The sequence below is a fragment of the Streptomyces sp. NPDC047017 genome (assembly GCF_040644175.1).
Lineage (GTDB): Bacteria > Actinomycetota > Actinomycetes > Streptomycetales > Streptomycetaceae > Streptomyces.
In genome coordinates, this window is sequence record NZ_JBEYVW010000004.1 from 241,079 (window position 1) to 258,785 (window position 17,707).

20 protein-coding genes are annotated in these 17,707 nt (G+C 73.7%); 10 read left to right on the plus strand and 10 right to left on the minus strand.

Annotation, left to right across the window (positions count from 1 at the left end; genetic code table 11):
* Position 1: 1 nt before the first annotated feature.
* Positions 2-730, plus strand: coding sequence for a lysophospholipid acyltransferase family protein (locus ABZ858_RS08695; RefSeq protein ID WP_361374095.1), 729 nt, complete (start codon positions 2-4; stop codon positions 728-730).
* 16 nt (positions 731-746) lie between these two features.
* Here the strand turns inward: ABZ858_RS08695 and ABZ858_RS08700 are convergent, their stop codons facing one another.
* The 5 genes from ABZ858_RS08700 to ABZ858_RS08720 all read right to left on the minus strand — a co-directional run bounded on the left by ABZ858_RS08700 (position 747) and on the right by ABZ858_RS08720 (position 5,429).
* Positions 747-1,448, minus strand: a complete 702-nt coding sequence (locus tag ABZ858_RS08700) for a phenylalanine--tRNA ligase beta subunit-related protein (protein WP_361374097.1) — start codon at positions 1,446-1,448, stop codon at positions 747-749.
* Between the two features lie 17 nt (positions 1,449-1,465).
* Positions 1,466-2,059 (minus strand): transglutaminase family protein, encoded by a 594-nt coding sequence (locus ABZ858_RS08705; RefSeq protein WP_361374099.1) that lies wholly within the window; start codon positions 2,057-2,059, stop codon positions 1,466-1,468.
* A gap of 108 nt (positions 2,060-2,167) precedes the next feature.
* The gene (locus ABZ858_RS08710; RefSeq protein WP_361374101.1) at positions 2,168-3,238 is read right to left on the minus strand and encodes a low specificity L-threonine aldolase; all 1,071 of its coding nucleotides are present in this window, start codon (positions 3,236-3,238) and stop codon (positions 2,168-2,170) included.
* A complete protein-coding gene (locus ABZ858_RS08715; protein WP_361374525.1) occupies positions 3,235-3,990 on the minus strand; it encodes an SDR family NAD(P)-dependent oxidoreductase in 756 nt (251 codons plus the stop codon). Before ABZ858_RS08715 ends, ABZ858_RS08710 begins: the two co-directional genes overlap by 4 nt.
* A 41-nt stretch (positions 3,991-4,031) precedes the next feature.
* Positions 4,032-5,429, minus strand: a complete 1,398-nt coding sequence (locus ABZ858_RS08720; RefSeq protein WP_361374103.1) for a DUF6421 family protein — start codon at positions 5,427-5,429, stop codon at positions 4,032-4,034.
* A gap of 441 nt (positions 5,430-5,870) precedes the next feature.
* Here ABZ858_RS08720 and ABZ858_RS08725 point away from each other — a divergent pair, with 441 nt between their 5' ends.
* Entirely contained in the window at positions 5,871-6,554 is a 684-nt protein-coding gene (locus ABZ858_RS08725; protein ID WP_361374105.1) for a glycerophosphodiester phosphodiesterase family protein, read from the plus strand.
* 36 nt (positions 6,555-6,590) lie between these two features.
* On the opposite strand, the gene ABZ858_RS08730 is transcribed toward ABZ858_RS08725, so the two are convergent.
* Entirely contained in the window at positions 6,591-7,127 is a 537-nt protein-coding gene (locus ABZ858_RS08730; RefSeq protein ID WP_361374107.1) for a GNAT family N-acetyltransferase, read from the minus strand.
* Positions 7,128-7,204: 77 nt separating this feature from the next.
* Between ABZ858_RS08730 and ABZ858_RS08735 the strand changes: the two genes are divergently transcribed.
* Positions 7,205-7,597 (plus strand): VOC family protein, encoded by a 393-nt coding sequence (locus ABZ858_RS08735; RefSeq protein ID WP_361374109.1) that lies wholly within the window; start codon positions 7,205-7,207, stop codon positions 7,595-7,597.
* 91 nt (positions 7,598-7,688) lie between these two features.
* Entirely contained in the window at positions 7,689-8,489 is an 801-nt protein-coding gene (locus ABZ858_RS08740) for a VOC family protein (protein ID WP_361374111.1), read from the plus strand.
* A 15-nt stretch (positions 8,490-8,504) separates the two neighbouring features.
* On the opposite strand, the gene ABZ858_RS08745 is transcribed toward ABZ858_RS08740, so the two are convergent.
* Together ABZ858_RS08745 and ABZ858_RS08750 are read right to left on the minus strand one after the other, a co-directional pair.
* Positions 8,505-9,110, minus strand: coding sequence for a MarR family transcriptional regulator (locus ABZ858_RS08745; RefSeq protein WP_361374113.1), 606 nt, complete (start codon positions 9,108-9,110; stop codon positions 8,505-8,507).
* Positions 9,107-10,795, minus strand: a complete 1,689-nt coding sequence (locus tag ABZ858_RS08750) for an FUSC family protein (RefSeq protein ID WP_361374115.1) — start codon at positions 10,793-10,795, stop codon at positions 9,107-9,109. The genes ABZ858_RS08745 and ABZ858_RS08750 overlap by 4 nt, the downstream gene beginning before the upstream one ends.
* 215 nt (positions 10,796-11,010) lie before the next feature.
* On the opposite strand from ABZ858_RS08750, the gene ABZ858_RS08755 reads away from it, so the two are divergent.
* On the plus strand, positions 11,011-11,583 hold the full coding sequence (locus ABZ858_RS08755) for a DUF5134 domain-containing protein (RefSeq protein ID WP_361374117.1): 573 nt from the start codon (positions 11,011-11,013) through the stop codon (positions 11,581-11,583).
* 121 nt (positions 11,584-11,704) lie between these two features.
* The gene (locus ABZ858_RS08760; protein WP_361374119.1) at positions 11,705-12,640 is read left to right on the plus strand and encodes a M56 family metallopeptidase; all 936 of its coding nucleotides are present in this window, start codon (positions 11,705-11,707) and stop codon (positions 12,638-12,640) included.
* Between the two features lie 74 nt (positions 12,641-12,714).
* On the opposite strand, the gene ABZ858_RS08765 is transcribed toward ABZ858_RS08760, so the two are convergent.
* Entirely contained in the window at positions 12,715-12,852 is a 138-nt protein-coding gene (locus ABZ858_RS08765; RefSeq protein ID WP_361374121.1) for a hypothetical protein, read from the minus strand.
* Between ABZ858_RS08765 and ABZ858_RS08770 the strand changes: the two genes are divergently transcribed.
* The 3 genes from ABZ858_RS08770 to ABZ858_RS08780 all read left to right on the plus strand — a co-directional run bounded on the left by ABZ858_RS08770 (position 12,851) and on the right by ABZ858_RS08780 (position 16,006).
* Positions 12,851-13,552: an HAD-IA family hydrolase gene (locus tag ABZ858_RS08770; protein WP_361374123.1), complete on the plus strand. Its 702-nt coding sequence runs from the start codon at positions 12,851-12,853 to the stop codon at positions 13,550-13,552. The two genes, ABZ858_RS08765 and ABZ858_RS08770, sit on opposite strands and share 2 nt — an antisense overlap.
* A 155-nt stretch (positions 13,553-13,707) precedes the next feature.
* Entirely contained in the window at positions 13,708-14,475 is a 768-nt protein-coding gene (locus tag ABZ858_RS08775) for a helix-turn-helix domain-containing protein (RefSeq protein ID WP_361374125.1), read from the plus strand.
* A gap of 181 nt (positions 14,476-14,656) precedes the next feature.
* On the plus strand, positions 14,657-16,006 hold the full coding sequence (locus tag ABZ858_RS08780; RefSeq protein WP_361374127.1) for an FAD-dependent oxidoreductase: 1,350 nt from the start codon (positions 14,657-14,659) through the stop codon (positions 16,004-16,006).
* A 106-nt stretch (positions 16,007-16,112) separates the two neighbouring features.
* Here the strand turns inward: ABZ858_RS08780 and ABZ858_RS08785 are convergent, their stop codons facing one another.
* Positions 16,113-16,520: a helix-turn-helix domain-containing protein gene (locus ABZ858_RS08785; protein WP_361374129.1), complete on the minus strand. Its 408-nt coding sequence runs from the start codon at positions 16,518-16,520 to the stop codon at positions 16,113-16,115.
* 100 nt (positions 16,521-16,620) lie between these two features.
* On the opposite strand from ABZ858_RS08785, the gene ABZ858_RS08790 reads away from it, so the two are divergent.
* A complete protein-coding gene (locus tag ABZ858_RS08790; protein ID WP_361374131.1) occupies positions 16,621-17,700 on the plus strand; it encodes an NADH:flavin oxidoreductase/NADH oxidase in 1,080 nt (359 codons plus the stop codon).
* The last annotated feature ends 7 nt before the right edge of the window (positions 17,701-17,707 follow it).

Genomic DNA, 17,707 nt, shown 5'->3' on the forward strand with positions numbered 1-17,707 from the left:
CATGGCCGAGCTTGTCTACCGTCCCGTCATCGGTTTCGCCCGCACGATGTTCAAGGTGTGGGATCTCAAGATCGACTGCCGTGGTTCGGAGAACATCCCGCGCGAGGGCGGCGCCGTGCTGGTGAGCAATCACATCAGCTATCTGGACTTCATCTTCAACGGGCTGGCGGCGCTCCCGCAGAAGCGGCTGGTGCGCTTCATGGCGAAGGAGTCGGTGTTCCGGCACCGGATCTCCGGTCCGCTGATGCGCGGCATGAAGCACATCCCGGTGGACCGCACCCGGGGCGAGGCGGCCTACGAGCACGCGCTGGACTCGCTGCGCTCCGGCGAGGTGATCGGGGTGTTCCCCGAGGCGACCATCTCCCAGTCCTTCACCCTCAAAAGCTTCAAGTCGGGCGCGGCGCGGCTGGCCCAGGAGGCGGGCGTCCCGCTGATCCCGATGGCGGTCTGGGGCACCCAGCGGCTGTGGACCAAGGGGCACCCGCGCAACTTCCGGCGCAGCCACACGCCCGTCACCATCCGCGTGGGCGAGGCGGTCCAGGCCCCTCTCGACCAGTACGCGGGCGCCATCACCCGCCGGCTGCGCGAGCGCGTCCAGGAGCTGCTGGAGGCCGCTCAGCGCGCCTACCCGGTGCGGCCCAGGGGCCCGGAGGACACCTGGTGGATGCCGGCCCACCTCGGCGGCACGGCCCCGACCCCGGAGCAGCTGCGGCTGGCCGAGGCGCACTGACGCCCGGGCGGCCGTCTCAGGCCGCGGACCACGGGGGCCGGACGGTGATCCGCGCCCCCGGACTGAACTTCTCCAGGAGTTCGGCGAGTTCCGCGCCGGCCGCCACCACCTCGGCCACCGGCACGGGGGCCAGGCTCTCCAGCAGGAAGACGCCCGAGGTGCTCTGCTCGGTGAGGCGGGTGCGGGGGCCCTGGCGCCAGTTCCAGCGGCGGCAGGTGACACCGGCTTTGTCGCGCCAGACCACCTCGCCCTCGTCGGGGTGCTCGACGACCTCCTCGCCGCCGGCCACGGTCGTGAAGTCCTCGTCACCGCCGGCCCGCACCAGGCTCATGCCGCCCTCGATCCGGTCGAGGTCCTCGCCGCCCACCGGGATCAGATGGGCGACGCTGATCGCGTTGTAGAGGTCGACGAGCAGGTTGATGCGGGGCAGTCCGGCGCCGGACAGCGCCCTCTTCGCCAGGGCCTCGGCCGAGTTGCGGGTGCGCGAGGGCTTGCTGCCGAACGCCGTGTAGACCTCGCGCCAGGCGGCCATGTGCGGGTCCTCGTGCGGGGCGCGCCCGGCCAGCCGTGCGGCGAGGCGGCGGGCCGCGTCGTCCAGGAGGGCCGAACCGGCTTCCGTGCTGGGGCCGTTGACCAGGCCGTGCGCCTCGACGGCGACATGGGTGAAGCCGGGCGCGAGCGTGCGCACCTCGTCGGACACGGTCAGTGTGAGCGTCATCGTCTCCCGCCTCGGTCTCAGAGCGCGGTGGGGAGCGTCTTCCCCAGCCGCTGCCGGTCGGGAGCGGCCTTGAGGGCGCTCAGCACCGCCGGATGCGGTTCAGCGTACAGTACCGGGTAGTCCATCTCATTCGACTCCTCATCCGGTACGTACGCCAGGCGCTCGGTGCCGAGGGAGAACCGCGCGTCGACGCCGGGCCGGTTGCCGCGCGGGTCCTGCCGGTGCCAGGCGCCGTGGAACCGGACGGCGACGAGCCCGTGCAGCGCGTATCCGCCGCCGTCGTCGCAGGCCAGCCGCTGGTAGCAGAGCGCGGTCGGGATGCCCTCGGCCCGCAGCAGGGCGGCCAGGGCGTGGGCCTTGGCGTGGCAGATCCCGGTCCGCAACCTGAGGACGTCGGAGGCGCGCCAGGTGACGCGCGGGTCGTCCGCGTCCTGGGAGTGCGGCACGGTGTCGCGGACGAACTCGTACGCGGCCCGCGCATAGGCATACGAGTCCGTCACCCCCTGGGCCAGCCGGGTTGCCGTTTCACGGACCACCGGATGCCCATGGTCGATCGCCTCGTCGGCGGCCAGATAGGCGGACAGGTCAGGGGTTTCCTGGATCAGCTCCATGACGGCAGAGCATAGGAATGCGATCACTCGTGAGTCAATGACTTTACGAGTGATCGCATAACTATGCGAAATCCGGGCGCGCCGCGCCGGGGTCTGGCACGAGGTGGGCTAGCGCGCCATCTCCTCCTTCACCGCCGCCACGAACGCGTCCACGTCGTCCTCGGTGGTGTCGAAGGAGCACATCCAGCGCACGACGCCTTCGGCCTCGTCCCAGAAGTAGAAGCGGGACCTCTTCTGCAGGCGCTCGGCCACGTCGTGCGGCAGCTTGGCGAAGACGCCGTTGGCCTGCACCGGGTAGAGGATCTCCACCCCGTGCACGGCGCGCACGCCCTCGGCCAGGCGCTGCGCCATCTCGTTGGCGTGCCGGGCGTTGCGCAGCCACAGGTCCTTGGCGAGCAGGGCCTCCAGCTGCACCGAGACGAAACGCATCTTGGAGGCGAGCTGCATGCTCATCTTGCGGATGTGCTTCATCTTCCGGACGGCGTCCTGGTCGATGACGACGACCGCCTCGCCGAACATCGCGCCGTTCTTCGTCCCGCCCAGGGAGAGGATGTCGACGCCGGCCGCGTTGGTGAACGTGCGCATGGGCACGTCCAGCGAGGCCGCCGCGTTGGCTATCCGGGAGCCGTCCAGGTGCACCCGCATGCCGTGCCCGTGGGCGTGCTCGCAGATCGCGCGGATCTCCTCCGGCGTGTAGAGGGTGCCCAGCTCGGTGCTCTGGGTGATCGAGACGACCTGCGGCATCGCGCGGTGCTCGTCGTCCCAGCCGTACGCCTGCCGGTCGATCAGCTCGGGGGTGAGCTTGCCGTCCGGGGTGGGCACGGTGAGCAGCTTGAGGCCGGCCATGCGCTCGGGGGCGCCGCACTCGTCGACGTGGATGTGCGCGCTCTCCGCGCAGATCACCGCGCCCCAGCGGTCGGTCACGGCCTGCAGCGCGACGACGTTGGCGCCGGTGCCGTTGAACACCGGGAACGCCTCGGCCGTGGCGCCGAAGTGGCTGCGGACGAGCCGCTGGAGATTCTCGGTGTACTCGTCCTCGCCGTACGCGACCTGATGCCCGCCGCTGGCCAGGGCCAGGGCGGCGAGCACCTCCGGGTGGACCCCGGCGTAGTTGTCGCTGGCGAAGCCGCGGACCTGTGGGTCGTGGTGGCGGCGGGCGTCGGTCTTGGCAGGGTTCACGGCTGCTCGGTCAGCCACAGACGTTTTCCGTTCACTTCCGCGGCGGGCTTCGTCCAGACGTCGGTGATGGCCTCGGCCAGGTCCTTGACGTCCGTGAAGCCCGCGAACTTCGCGTTGGGGCGCTCGGCGCGCATCGCGTCGTGCACCAACGCCTTCACCACCAGGATCGCAGCCGCCGACGTCGCTCCTTCGGCGCCCTCGGCCTTGCCGGCCTTGCGGAAGTAGTCCGCCATGGCCAGCGTCCACGCCTCGGCGGCGGCCTTGGCGGCGGAGTACGCGGCGTTGCCCGCGGTGGGCTTGCTGGCGCCCGAGGCGCTGATCAGCAGGTAGCGGCCGCGGTCGCTGCGCTGCAGCGCCTCGTGGAAGGCGAGGGAGGTGTGCTGGACGGTCTTGACAAGCAGCAGTTCCAGGAAGTCCCAGTCGTCCAGGCTGGTCTTGGTGAAGGTCTCGCTGCCGCGCCAGCCGCCGACGAGGTGGACCAGGCCGTCGACGCGGCCGAAGTCCTTCTCGATGTGGGCGGCCCACTCGCGGGTGGAGTTGAGGTCGAGCAGGTCGACGGTGTCCCCGATGACGCTGGCGCCGCCGGAGGCGTAGCGGGCCGCGTCCACGGCCTCCGAGAGCCGCTCGGGGTCGTTGTCCGCGCCGACGACGGTCGCGCCCGCCTCGGCGAGCCTGAGCAGCGCCGCCCGGCCGGCGGGTCCGCCCGCGCCGGCCACCGCGATCACCGCACCGCTGAGAGCCCCGTTCCCCATGTTCTTCGCCTCCGTAGCAGCAGTGTTCTGGACGCGGTCGCTCACGCGGCGACCTGCTCGGCGCCGTCCGCCGTGATGCCCTTGGTGGAGGCGATCACATGCTTCAGCTTCTTGGACAGTGCCTCGTAGAACATGCTGAGCGGAAACTCGTCCGGAAGCACGTCATCCACGAGCTTGCGCGGCGGCTGGGTCAGGTCGAGGGCGTCGGGGCCCTTGGCCCACCTGGAGCCGGGGTGCGGGGCGAGGTAACCGGCGACCAGCTCGTAGCCGGCGAACCAGTGCACCAGCTTGGGGCGGTCGATGCCGTCGCGGTAGAGCTGCTCTATGTCGGCGCAGAGCTGGTTGGTGACCTGCGGGGCGCGCTCCCAGTCGATGGAGAGCTTGTTGTCGGTCCAGCGGACCACGTCGTGCTTGTGCAGGTAGGCGAAGAGCAGCTGGCCGCCGAGGCCGTCGTAGTTGCGCACCCGCTCACCGGTGACCGGGAAGCGGAACATGCGGTCGAAGAGGACCGCGTACTGCACGTCACGAGCCTGCGCGACGCCGTCCGCCTCCAGCTTGACGGCCTCCTTGAAGGCGGTCAGATCGCAGCGCAGCTCCTCCAGGCCGTACATCCAGAACGGCTGGCGCTGCTTGATCATGAACGGGTCGAACGGCAGGTCGCCGTGGCTGTGGGTGCGGTCGTGGACCATGTCCCACAGCACGAACGCCTCCTCGCAGCGCTTCTGGTCGTGGACCATCGCGGCGATGTCCTCGGGCAGCCGCAGGCCCAGGAGGTCGACGGCGGCGGCGGTCACCCGGCGGAAGCGGGCGGCCTCGCGGTCGCAGAAGATGCCGCCCCAGGAGAAGCGCTCCGGGGCCTCGCGCACGGCGATGGTCTCGGGGAAGAGCACGGCGGAGTTGGTGTCGTACCCGGAGGTGAAGTCCTCGAACGTGATGCCGCAGAAGAGCGGGTTGTCGTACCGGGTGCGCTCCAGCTCGGCCAGCCACTCGGGCCAGACCATGCGCAGCACGACCGCCTCCAGGTTGCGGTCCGGGTTGCCGTTCTGCGTGTACATCGCGAAGACGACCAGGTGCTGGAGGCCGTCCGCGCGGTGGGCGGCGGGCTGGAAGGCCAGCAGCGAGTCCAGGAAGTCCGGGACCTGGAAGCCGTCGCCGGCCCAGCGGCGCAGGTCGGCCACGAGCGCGCGGTGGTAGTCGGCGTCGTGCGGCAGCAGCGGGGACAGCTCCTCGACGGCCTCGACGAGCCGGCGCACGGCGGCGTCGGCGTCCTCGCGCGCGGGGGCGCCCTCGGCCGCGAAGTCGATCGAGCCGTCCTTGGACTGCCATGGCCGGATCTGCTCCACGACATCCTTGAGCACAGGCCACGCCGGGTGCTCGACCACCCTGTCCGTCGGAGGAACCTGCCCCTCCATACCTGTCTGCACAAGAATTTCCGTCATGACCCATCCTCCACGGGAGAAGCTCGCGTAAGGGAACCGTATACATACGAGGTTTCTCCCAGCAAGGGTGCCCTCCGGAAATTATCCTGCGAGCCCGCGCCATCACCGCCTATTTTCCTGCCGGACACCCGGATGGCGGCCACTTGGGCTACGCCGGTCGGGTGAACGCCCCGCTCCGGACCAGGGGTTGTTTCCGGCCGTCGGCGACGGCGGTGCGGCGGCCCGGGTGTGAAGGTCAACGTCCGTGGGACTCGCCCACGCCGGAGTGACCGTCCCGGCGGGTACGGCCCCGCCGTGCCCCGGCCGTCACCCCACTGCCCCGTGTACGCGCGGGTTCATCGCGTCCCCGGGCCGTTAGGCTGCGGCCCTGCCGCGTGGACGACGAGGTCCCCGAAGGTCCGCGTGCGTGCCGAGCCGCCGTCGACGGAAGCGAGTTGTACCTTGAACTTCCTTACCATCGGTCACCGCGGAGTCATGGGTGTGGAACCAGAGAACACCCTCCGTTCCTTCGTCGCCGCCCAGCAGGCCGGGCTCGACGCCATCGAACTCGATCTGCACCTGAGCAAGGACGGCGCCCTCGTCGTCATGCACGACCCGGACGTGGACCGCACGACCGACGGCAGCGGGGCGATCGCCGACAAGACCCTCGCCGAGCTGCGCGCGCTCGACGCGGGGCACGGCGAGCGGGTTCCCGTCTTCGAGGAGGTGCTGGACGCCGTACGGGCGCCGCTGCAGGCGGAGATCAAGGACGTGGCCGCCGCGCGTGCGCTGGCCGAGGTGCTGCGCCGCCGCGATCTGGTCTCCCGGGTCGAGGTGCTGTCCTTCCACGACGAGGCGATCACCGAGGTGGCCCGGCTGGTCCCGGGCGTGCGCACCGCGCTGGTCGCCGACCACTACGGCACCGAGGTCGTCGAGCGCGCCGGGGCGGCGGGCGCGGGCACCCTCGTGCTGAACATCCGCCGACTCACCCTGGAGGTCGTCGAGCAGGCGCGGGAGGCCGATCTGCGGATCATCGGCTGGGTGGTGAACACGCTGGACCACCTGCGGCTGGTCCGCGCCCTGGAGCTGGACGGGGCGACCACCGACTACCCGGAGATCAAACGCACCGGCCGCTTCACCGCGTAGCCGCCCGGCCGCGCCGCCGGCCGCCGGGTCGCGGCGCTACGCGAGCGGCTTGACCAGCAGCTCGAACCGCAGGTCGTCGCGGAGCGGGATGCCGAAGCGCTCGTCGCCGTACGGGAAGGGGCTCGTCTCTCCCGTACGGCGGTAGCCGCGCCGCTCGTACCAGGCGATCAGGTCCTCGCGCACGGAGATGACCGTCATGTGCATCGCGCTGACGCCCCAGGTCTCGCGGGCCCGCCGCTCCGCCTCCGCGATGATCACTTTGCCGAGTCCGGCGCCCTGCCGGGCCGGGCTCACCGCGAACATGCCGAAGTAGGCGTGGTCGCCGCGGTGCTCCAGCTGGCAGCAGGCGACCACCCGGCCCTCCCGCTCGACCGTCAGCAGCCTGCTGTCGGGCGACTTGATCACGGCCAGCACGCCCTCCGGGTCCGTGCGCTGCCCCTGGAGGATGTCCGCCTCGGTGGTCCAGCCGGCCCGGCTGGCGTCCCCCCGGTACGCCGACTCGATCAGCGCCACCAGGACATCGACGTCGGCATCGGTGGCGTCACGGAAGGTCGGTGCGGCGGCGGTGTCCATGGAAGGGGCCTCTCGTTTTCGGACGCGGCTGGGCAGCACCGAGCGTAACGCCGGGCCCAGGGCTTAGGCTCCGCGGCATGGTGCATGTACTCAGCAGCCGGATCCTGCTCCAGCCCTCCGACCCCGAGCGCTCGCGCGTCTTCTACGGCGAGCAGCTGGGCCTGGCCGTCCACCGCGAGTTCGGCACCGGGCCGGAACGCGGCACCGTCTACTTCCTCGGCGGCGGGTTCCTGGAGCTGTCGGGCCGCTCCGACGCGCCGCGCTCCCCCGCCCTGCGGCTGTGGGTCCAGGTCGAGGACGTGGCGGCGGCCCACGAGGAGCTGCGGGCCAAGGGCGTGGAGATCGTCCGCCCGCCGGTGCGGGAGCCGTGGGGGCTGATCGAGATGTGGACCGCCGATCCGGACGGCACTCCCATCGTGCTCGTCGAGGTGCCCGCGGACCATCCGCTGCGGTACCGGCCGGGTATCTGAGCCGGTTCCCGGGCGTACGGCTCCGCTGGCCACCGTCGGTGACCGGGGATAGCGTTCTGGTGGTGGGGGCGAGCCTTCCCGGAGGAGTGCCATGGAGTTCGACAAGCCGGTGATCGGCGGCCCCTGCTGGGCGGAGCTGGGTACCAGTGACCTGGAGGCGGCCAGGCGGTTCTACGGCGAGGTCTTCGGCTGGCGGTGCGCCGCGCCCGACCCCCGGCCGGAGCTGCGCGGCTACACCGTCGCCCACCTGGGGGAGCCGGCGGTCGCCGGGATCGGCCCGCTGTACCGGACCACCCAGCCGGTCGCCTGGAACGTCTCGTTCGCCGTCGCCGACGCCGACGCGGTCACGAACCGGGTGGTGCGGGCCGGCGGGACGGTGGTCCGCGGCCCGCTGGACATCTTCGACGAGGGCCGCCGGACGGTGGCCCTGGACCCGTCCGGCGCGGCCTTCCAGCTGTGGCAGGCCAAGGACTTCGCGGGCGCCGGGGTGTTCAACCGGCCCGGCGCGCTCGGCTGGGTGGAGCTGGCCACCCGGGACGTCAAGCGGGCCCGGGACTTCTACACCACCGTCTTCGGGTGGGGTGTGAACGCCTCCGAGTGGTACACCCAGTGGGGCCTGCACGGCATGGACTTCGGCGGGGTGACCGCGCTGCACGAACGTTTCCCCGCCGACGTGCCGCCGCACTGGCTGCCGTACTTCGCGGTCGAGGACGTGGACGGGACCGCGGAGGTCGCGGTGGAGGCCGGTGCGCGGGCCATCCAGGAACCCGCCTCCGTGCCCGGCGGCCCCCGCATCGCGATCCTGCGCGACCCGCAGGGCGCGGCGTTCGGCGTGTACCAGGCCGGGGACGAGGAGGACAGCGGCGCGGAGGGCAGGGGCGGCGCGGGCTGAGAGAAGGACCTGGGTTCAGCCGCCGGCCGCGCCGGTGCGGCCCTCCAGCCGGCTGAGCAGTTCGCCCAGCAGTGCGGCCAGGTCGCCGCGCCCGTCGGGGTCCAGGCCGGCGAGCACGGTCCGTTCGTAGGCGAGCTGATGCGGCAGGAGGCCGTCGACGAGTTCCCGGCCGGCGTCGGTGAGGCGGACGTGGGCCACCCGGCGGTCGCGGGTGTCGCCGCGCCGCTCCACCAGGCCGCGCTCGGTGAGCTGCTTGAGCCGCTTGGTGACGGCGGCGCCCGAGGAGAAGGTCTCGCGGGCCAGCTCGCCCGGGGTCAGCTCGTGTCCGGTGCGCCGCAGCGCGCCGAGCAGGTCGAACTCGGGCCGGCTGAGCCCGGCCCGGCGCAGCGGTGCGTCCTCGGCCTGCTGGAGCAGGGCGGCGCAGCGGTTGATCCGGCCGATGATCTCCATCGGCGCGGTGTCCAGATCGGGGTGGACGGCCCGCCACTGGCGGACGACACCGGCCACGGTGTCCCCCGCCGGCCCGTCTCCCGTCCCGTGGACCGGCGCCGGGTGCCCGGCTGGTGTCCCGGCCCGGGGTGCGGTCTCCCCCGCGGCCGGCCGCCCGTTGCTCGCCGTCATGGCCGTACGTCCTCCGTCGTCCTGCCCGTGCTCGGCGCCGGGGCGTGCAGGCCCAGGCGTCGTACCGTCGCGGCGAGCGTACGGTGTGCCGACTGCTCGGTGAGCACGACCCGCTCCTGCGGCAGGGCGCGCTGCCACCACTCGCCGGCCGCGGCGTCGGCGGTGGCGCGCAGTTCGACCAGCGTGGCGGCCAGGGCCCGGCGGGCGGACTCCAGCGCGACGGGGGCGGGCCGCTCCTCGGCGAGCAGGCGCGCCGCCCGCTCGCGGGCCCGGTCGACGGCGGTCAGGGCGTCCTCGACGCGGTCACCGGCGCGGCGGTTGGTGACGGCCACGGCCGCCGCGAAGCCGACCAGGGCACCGACGACCGTGTCCACGGCCCGTTCGGTCATCAGCTCGCCCGCCGCCTGCTTCCGGGCGAACTCGGTGACGAGCAGTGCCATCGGGGTCACGCAGATGCTGCCGAGCCAGTAGTTGCGGCCCATCAGCGCCTCGGCGGCGAAGTTGAGGGCCACCGCGCACAGGACGAGGGCCACGCCGCTGGTGTGGGCGAGCGGGCTGATCGCGGCGAAGACGAGGACGCCGAGGAGGTTGCCGACGACCCGCTGAACGCCGCGGCTCCAGGTGAGGGTGACGTTGGCCTGGTAGAGGGCGGCGGCGGTGACCAGGGCCCAGTACGGGCGGCCGATGCCGAGCGCGAGGGAGGCGTATCCGGCGAGCGCGCAGCCCAGGGCGGTGCGCACGGCGATCGGGGTGAGCGGGCCGAGCCGGGTCCACCACGGGGGGTGCGGCGCGGCGGCCTCCGCCTCCACGCCGAGGATCTCGTCGGTGGCCGCCGCCGTCTCGCCGGCCGCCGGGACCGGGCCGCTGCCGCACAGGGCGCGGGCCCAGGTCCGCAGCCGTTCCGGGTCGGTGTCCGCGGGCGCGGCGAGGGCGACCTCGGCGCGGACGACGAGCCGTTCCAGGGCGCGCCGGGGCCGGGCGCGGGCGCCGGTGGCCAGCAGCGCCTGCCAGGCGGCCTGTACGGCGGCGGCCGCGGCGGCGCGGGCCTGGGGGTGGCCGTCGCCGGCGCCGCGGGTCGCGGCGTACGCGGCGGCGGCGTTCAGCGCCTGGGCGGTGGCGCGGCGTTCGGGGCCGTGCGGGCGCAGCAGGCCGGGGGCCATGCAGACCAGCCACGCCCAGAGCGCCGCCCCGGCGGCCAGCGCCAGATGGCCGGGGATCTGGCCGGGGGTCTGCGGGACGAAGAGGGAGGCGGAGCTGATGAAGGTGAGGACGACGTTGCCGGGCGGGCCGACGCGGGTGGCGTCGCACAGCACCTTCTGCGTGGCCGCCATCAGCGCGCCGACGGCGACCAGGATCACCGGGTCGGTGGTGAGCGAGGCGGTGAGCAGGGAGATCGCGAGGCCGCCGACCATGCCGAGCACCACCCAGGCCAGTACGCGGGCGCGGGCCGCGTAGGGCCGGTTGTGGGCGTACAGGGCGCACAGCGAACCGGCCATCGTGTACATCGCCAGGTCGAGCCGGCCGAGGGCGAGCAGCGTGAGGTTGGGCGGGGCGACCGAGACGACGGAGCTGAGGGCGGGCTTGAACCAGATGTCGGAGGGGCGGCCGAGCCGCAGCACACCGGTGAGCGGGAGGCGCCGGGCGGACCGGGCCGTGGGGTCGGGGGTGGGGGTCGCACTGCTCATACCTGAAATATTAACAGGTGTTTTACCGGTAAATTAGTGCTCTGTGAGCACCGCCACCCCGCACGGCGGCAGGACGGGGGCGGACGCGTGCGCCCGTGAGTGCTCCCCGTGCACCTCCCTGCGCTCGTGTGCACGCGGCGCGCCCTGGGCATCGCTTGACCGACCGGACGGCCGCCGCACCGCGCGGTCCGGACCTTCGAGCGGGGAGGTGGGGGGTGCACGCACCGGCTTCACCGGGCTGGCTGCTGGTCGCGCTGTGCGCGGCCACCGGCGCCTACTGTCTGCTGCGCATGCGCAGCCCTGTCCAGGAGCAGCGCCGCGCCGCGGGCGGGGAGGCCGTGATGGGCTTCGGGATGGCCGCCATGGCGGTGCCCGCGGCGGCGTTCACGCCACCGGCCTGGACCTGGCCCGTCTACGCGGTGGTGTTCGGCGCGGTCGCGCTGCGCGCGCTGTGGTCGGCGCGGACCAGCGCGCACCACCTGCACCATCTGGTCGGCTCCGCCGCCATGGTCTACATGTCCCTGACGATGGCCGCCTCGCCCGGCCCCCACGAGCACATGCACGGCGGGGCCGGCATACCCCTGCTGACCGGCGCGCTGCTGCTGTACTTCGCCGGGTACGTGCTGCGCTCCGGCGCCCGGCTCGTACCGGCCGCGGCCACGGGCCAGGGCCCTTCGACGGGCGGGCCGACGGGCGGCCCCCCGGGGTGGGGCGACCGGCCGGAGCTGGCGCGGGCGTGCCGGCTGTCGATGGGGATGGCGATGGTGGCGATGCTCCTGACGCTGTGACGGCGTTCGCGTCGGAGGGGAGGGCGGCGGCTCGGGCCGGGGGCGCGGGCGGGCCGTGGCCTGTGTCACTTGGCCGGCCGGGGCGTACCCGTGGGCGGCCGGCCGCTCATAGGGTGAGCGCATGATGGTCCCCGCGGTCCTGTTGCTGCTCGGCGCGCTGACCGCCGTCGTCGCTCCCCGGCTGCTCGCCCGGGCCGACTGGCCCGACCGCGAACCGGTGGTCGCGCTGTGGGCGTGGCAGTGCGTGGTGGCCGCCGTCCTGCTGTGCTGCGCGCTGTCCATGACGCTGAGCGCGGCGGCCGCCTGGCAGGAGGTGCGCGGGCACGTGTTCGCCTCGGCCCCGCGTGCCGTGGTGGAGGCGTACGCGTTCGGCCCGGCCGGCCTGTGGGCGCCGACCACCGCGGTGGCGCTGGCCTGCGGCGGGGTGTGGAGCGCGGCCATGCTGGTCCGCGAGGTCGTACGGGCCCGGGCCCGGCGCCGCCACCGGCGTGCCGAACTGCTCGTCAGGGCCCCGCTGTTGCCCGGCGAGGAGCCCGGCGCCGACCGGCTGGCCGTCCTGGAGAGCGACCGGCCGCAGGCCCGGTGGCTGCCCGGCGCGGAACCCCGGCTGGTCGTCACGACCGCCGCGCTGCGCCGGCTCAAGGGCCGGCAGCTGGACGCGGTCCTCGCTCACGAGCAGGGACACGCGCGGGCCCGGCACGACTGGCTGCTGCACTGCTCGGCCGCGCTGGCGGACGGCTTCCCGCAGGTGCCGGTGTTCGCGGCGTTCCGCGACGAGATGCACCGCCTGGTCGAACTCGCCGCCGACGACATGGCCTCCCGCCGCTTCGGCCGGCTGACCACCGCTCTCGCCCTGGTCGGACTCAACGAGGACCGGGGCGTGTTCGGCCCCTGCCCCACCCCGCACGCCCAGGTCCCGCAGCGCGTGCACCGCCTGCTCACTCCCCCGGACCGCCTCACCGCGGGCCGCCGGCTGCGCCTGACGGCGGTGGCGTCGCTGGTGCCGGTGGTCCCGGTGCTGGTGGCCCTGGTGCCGGGGCTGCGGGCGCTGGGCTGACCCGTACGGGCGGGGAGGCGGGGCCCGGCCGGCGTGGATCACCCGCCCGGCCGGCGTGGATCACCCCGGTCACGTCACTCCCTGCCGGTCATGTCCAGCACTCCGGTCACGCTGAGCACTTCGGTCACCCCGAGCACGCCGAGCGCTCCGGTCACGTCGGTTTCCCGCAACCGCTGGCCCAGGCGGCCGGAATGGACGATGATCATCACCATGGCTGCCGTTCTCTTCGACTTCTCCGGGACCCTCTTCCGTATCGAGTCCGCCGAGTCCTGGCTGCGGGCCGTGCTCGACGAGGCGGAACTGCCGCTGGGCGAGCAGGAGTTCACCGAGGCGGCACGGGGCCTGGAGGAAGCGGGCGCGCTGCCGGGCGGGGCGGAGCCGGTGTGCGTCCCGGACGAGCTGGCCGGCCTCTGGGCGGTCCGGGACCGCAGTGCCGAACTGCACCGGGCCGCCTACACCGGCGCCTCCCGGCGCGTACCGCTGCCCGACCCGGCGCTGCACGACGCGCTGTACGAGCGGCACATGACCCCGGCCGCCTGGACCCCGTACCCGGACGCGCCCGAGGTGCTGCGCACGCTGCGCGAGCGCGGGATCGCGGTGGGCGTGGTGAGCAACATCGGCTGGGACCTGCGCCCGGTGTTCCGCGAACACGGCCTGGACGCCTACGTGGACACCTACGTCCTGTCGTACGAACACGGCATCCAGAAGCCGGACCCACGGCTGTTCGCGGTGGCCTGCGCGGCGCTCGGCGCCGAGCCGGAGGACGTGCTGATGGTCGGCGACAGCCGGGAGGCGGACGGCGGCGCGGCGGCGCTGGGCTGCGGGGTGCACTTCGTGGACCATCTGCCCGTCGCGCGGCGGCCGGACGCGCTGCGGCCCGTGCTCGGCCTGGTCACCGACGAGGGCAAGTAGCCCGAGGAAACCATCGGGGTGGAGATGCGCCCGCCTCGGACGCTCCCCCGTGTCGCCCGAGACGGGCAGTGGGCCGACCGGGTCCCGAAGGGCAGGGCCGGTCCACCCGCGTTGAGTATAGTTGGCTGGCAGCCAGTCAACGCAGGAGTTACAGGATGTCCCCGCGAAGCGCCTCGGTCAATGAAGAGTTGCGACGGCGTTCCCGCGAGCGGCTCCTGCAGGCGGCGGTCGAACTGGTCGGCGAGCTCGGGTACGACGCGACGACGCTCGGCGCCATCGCCGACCGGGCGGGGTCGGCCCGGGGCCTGGTGTCGTACTACTTCCCCGGCAAGCGCCAGCTCGTGCAGTCCGCCGTGCACCGGCTGATGCACCGCACGCTGGAAGAGGCCCTGGAGCGCGAGCCGCACACCGAGGACGGCCGGGAGCGGATGGCCCGGGCCATCGACGCGATCCTGGGGCTGGCCCGGGACCGGCCGGTGCTGATGCGCCAGCACATGGCGGGGATCCTCCAGGCCGAGGGCTTCGTGCAGTGCCCCGAGCAGCAGCGGCTGTCGTTCCTGCTGCGGGACACCGTGGCCCGGCACGGTTCGGCGGACGTCGACGCCGACTACCCGATGCTGCGCGCCCTGCTGATGGGCGCGGTCTACGCGGTGCTGGTCCCCGGGGCACCGATGCCGGTGCCGGTGCTTCGGGCGGAGCTGTTCGACCGCTACCGCCTCGACCTGGACGCGGGGCTGCCGACAGGTGCCGGGGCGCCCGGGGGTTCCTGCGGCACGGATGTCTCCCGGTTCTTCGCCACGGACGACGCTCCTGCGGTGTCCGGAGGGTCCGGGGGGCCCGCCGGTGCGTCCGGTGCGTCCCAGCGGCCTCGCCGGTCCCGGCGGTCCGGGCCGGAGTCGGAGCAGCCCGGCGCGCCGGGCTGACGAGGGCGCCGTCCGGGCACCGCTGTCCGACTCCGCCCCCTCGCCCTCCCCTCGCATCCACACCCGGCGCAGCCCCGCGACACGCCGTCCCCGACGCGGTCGCCCTGCCCCGGCGGGCCGCCGGGTGCCATGCTGGAGGCAGCAGCGACCTCCTGTGTCCGCCGGGGTAAGGGGTTCCGCCGTGTTGCGTGTCGCCGTCGTCGGCTCGGGGCCGAGCGGGTGTTACACCGCTCAGGGCCTCGTGGAACGGGACGCCTCGGTGCGTGTCGACGTCATCGACCGGCTGCCGTGCCCGTACGGGCTGGTGCGGTACGGGGTGGCGCCGGACCACGAGAAGATCAAGTCCCTGCAGAACAACCTGCGCTCGGTCCTGGAGCACGAGCGCGTGCGGTTCCTGGGCGGTGTGCGGGTCGGCGGTCCCGGCGGGCTGCCCGCCGCCCGGCTGCGGGAGCTTTACCACGCGGTGGTGTACTGCGTGGGCGCGGCGACCGACCGCCGGCTCGGCATCCCCGGCGAGGATCTGACGGGCAGCTGGTCGGCGACCGAGTTCGTGTCCTGGTACAGCGCGCACCCGGACGCCGTGGACGCGGGTTTCCTGCGGGACGCCGACAGCGCGGTGGTCGTCGGCGTGGGCAACGTGGCGGTGGACGTGACGCGGATGCTGGCCCGGGGCGCCACCGAGCTGAGCCCGACCGACCTGCCGGCGGCCGCGCTCACCGCGCTGTCCGCGAGCCGGGTCACCGAGATCCACATGGTGGGCCGGCGCGGTCCCTCGCAGGCCCGGTTCACCACCAAGGAACTGCGCGAGCTGGGCGCCCTGCCGGGCACCGAGGTCGTCGTCGATCCGGAGGAGCTGGCGCTGGACCCGGCCTGCGCGGACCCCGCGGCGCTGCCCGCCGCCCAGCGGCGCAATGTGGAGGTGCTGCGGGCCTGGGCGGAGGCGCCGCCGAAGGGTGCGGCGCGGCGGATCCGGCTGCGTTTCTTCCTGCGGCCCGTCGAACTGCTCGGTGCGGCCGGCGGCCGGGTGGCGGCGGTGCGCTTCGAGCGGACGGCGCCGGACGGGCGGGGCGGTGTCACCGGGACGGGGCGGTACGAGGACGTGCCCGCGCGGCTGGTGCTGCGCTCGGTGGGCTACCGGGGCACGCCGCTGGACGGGCTGCCGTTCGACGACGCCACCGGCACCGTGCCGCACCGGGAGGGGCGCGTGCTGCGGGACGGCGAGGTCGCGTCCGGCGAGTACGTGGCGGGCTGGATCAAGCGGGGACCCACGGGGGTGATCGGCACCAACCGGCCGTGCGCCAAGGAGACGGTGGCCTCACTGCTGGCGGACGCGCCCGCGCTCGTACGGGAGCCGGTCCCCGGGGACGTCCTGGCGGCGCTGCGCGCCGAGGGTGTCGAGCCGGTGCTCTGGGCGGGCTGGCTGGCCATCGAGCGGGCCGAGGCGGAGCTGGGCGCCGCGCTCGGGCGGAGCGTGGTCAAGCTGCCCGACTGGGAGTCGCTGCGGGCGGCGGCCCGCACGGCGGGGGCGTAGGGACGGACCGGCGCGGGGGGCAGGACGGGAGGACGTACGGGAGGGACGGGCGTGGCGACGGGACGGAACGGAACGGGACGGGTGTCGCGTCCGTCGGGACGGTGTCTCAGCCGTCGCCGAGGCGGGCCGCCTGGCGGGTGGCGGCGTCCAGCAGTGCGTCGAGCAGGCCCGGGAAGAGGTCGTCGAGGTCGTCGCGGCGCAGGCCGTTCATCTTGGCCGTGCCCCGGTAGACCTGGCGCAGCACGCCCGCCTCGCGCAGCACCCGGAAGTGGTGCGTGGTGGTCGACTTGGTGACCGGCAGCTCGAAGTGCGAACAGGACAGCTCCCCGGCGCCGATGCCGGCGAGTTCGCGCACGATCCCCAGCCGCAACGGGTCGGAGAGCGCGTGCAGCACGCCTTCCAGCCGGATCTCCTCCCGCCGGGGGTGGGGGAGGTCGCGGCCGCCGGCGGCGGGGACGGACGCGCGGGCGGGGGCAGCGGTCACGGGCGGCTCCACTTCGTAGGAGAAGCTCATTCTACGGGTCCTACGAGAACCATCGTAGTTTGACAGTCGCCGTAATACGAGGTTTATCGTACAAGCCTGCCCCTCGGTCCCGTGACGAATGGAGTCCGCCGTGAGCGCGCTCTTCCAGCCTTGCACCCTGCGCGAAGTGACGATCCCGAACCGGGTCTGGATGGCCCCGATGTGCCAGTACTCGGCCGCGCCCGACGGTCCCTCGGCCGGCGCTCCGCACGACTGGCACTTCGCCCACTACGCGGCGCGGGCGGCCGGCGGCACCGGCCTGATCGTCGTGGAGGCCACCGCCGTCTCCCCCGAGGGCCGGATCTCCCCCTACGACCTCGGCATCTGGAACGACACGCAGGTCGAGGCGTTCACCCGGATCACCCGCTTCCTCAAGGGCCAGGGCAGCGTGCCCGCGATCCAGCTGGCCCACAGCGGCCGCAAGGCGTCGACCGAGCGCCCCTGGAAGGGCGGCGCGCCGATCGGACCGGACGAGCACGGCTGGCAGCCGGTGGCGCCGAGCCCGGTGCCCTTCGCGGACGGGCACCCGGTCCCCGCGGAGCTGACCACCGACCAGATCCACGAGGTGGTACGGCAGTTCGCGGACGCGGCGCGCCGCGCCCTCGCCGCCGGGTTCGAGATCGTCGAGATCCACGGCGCCCACGGCTATCTGATCCACGAGTTCCTCTCCCCGCACTCCAACCACCGCACGGACGCGTACGGCGGCTCGTACGAGAACCGGGTGCGCTTCGCGCTGGAGGTGGTGGACGCGGTGCGGGCGGTGTGGCCGCAGGACAAGCCGGTGTTCTTCCGCCTCTCGGCCACCGACTGGCTGGAGGAGGGCGGCTGGACGACCGACGAGACGGTGCGGCTGGCGGCCGAGCTGCACGCCCACGGCATCGACCTGCTCGACGTCTCCACCGGCGGCAACGTCCCCGCGGCGCGCATCCCGGTCGGGCCCGGCTATCAGGTGCCCTTCGCCGCCCGGGTGAAGGCCGAGACACCGATGCCGGTGGCGGCGGTCGGGCTCATCACCGAGGCCGAGCAGGCCGAGAAGATCGTCGCCAACGGCGAGGCGGACGCCGTCCTGCTCGGCCGCGAGCTGCTGCGCGACCCGTCCTGGGCCCGGCACGCGGCGCGTGAACTGGGCGGCCCGGTGCACGTGCCGGACCAGTACCACCGGTCCGTCTGAGCGCGGT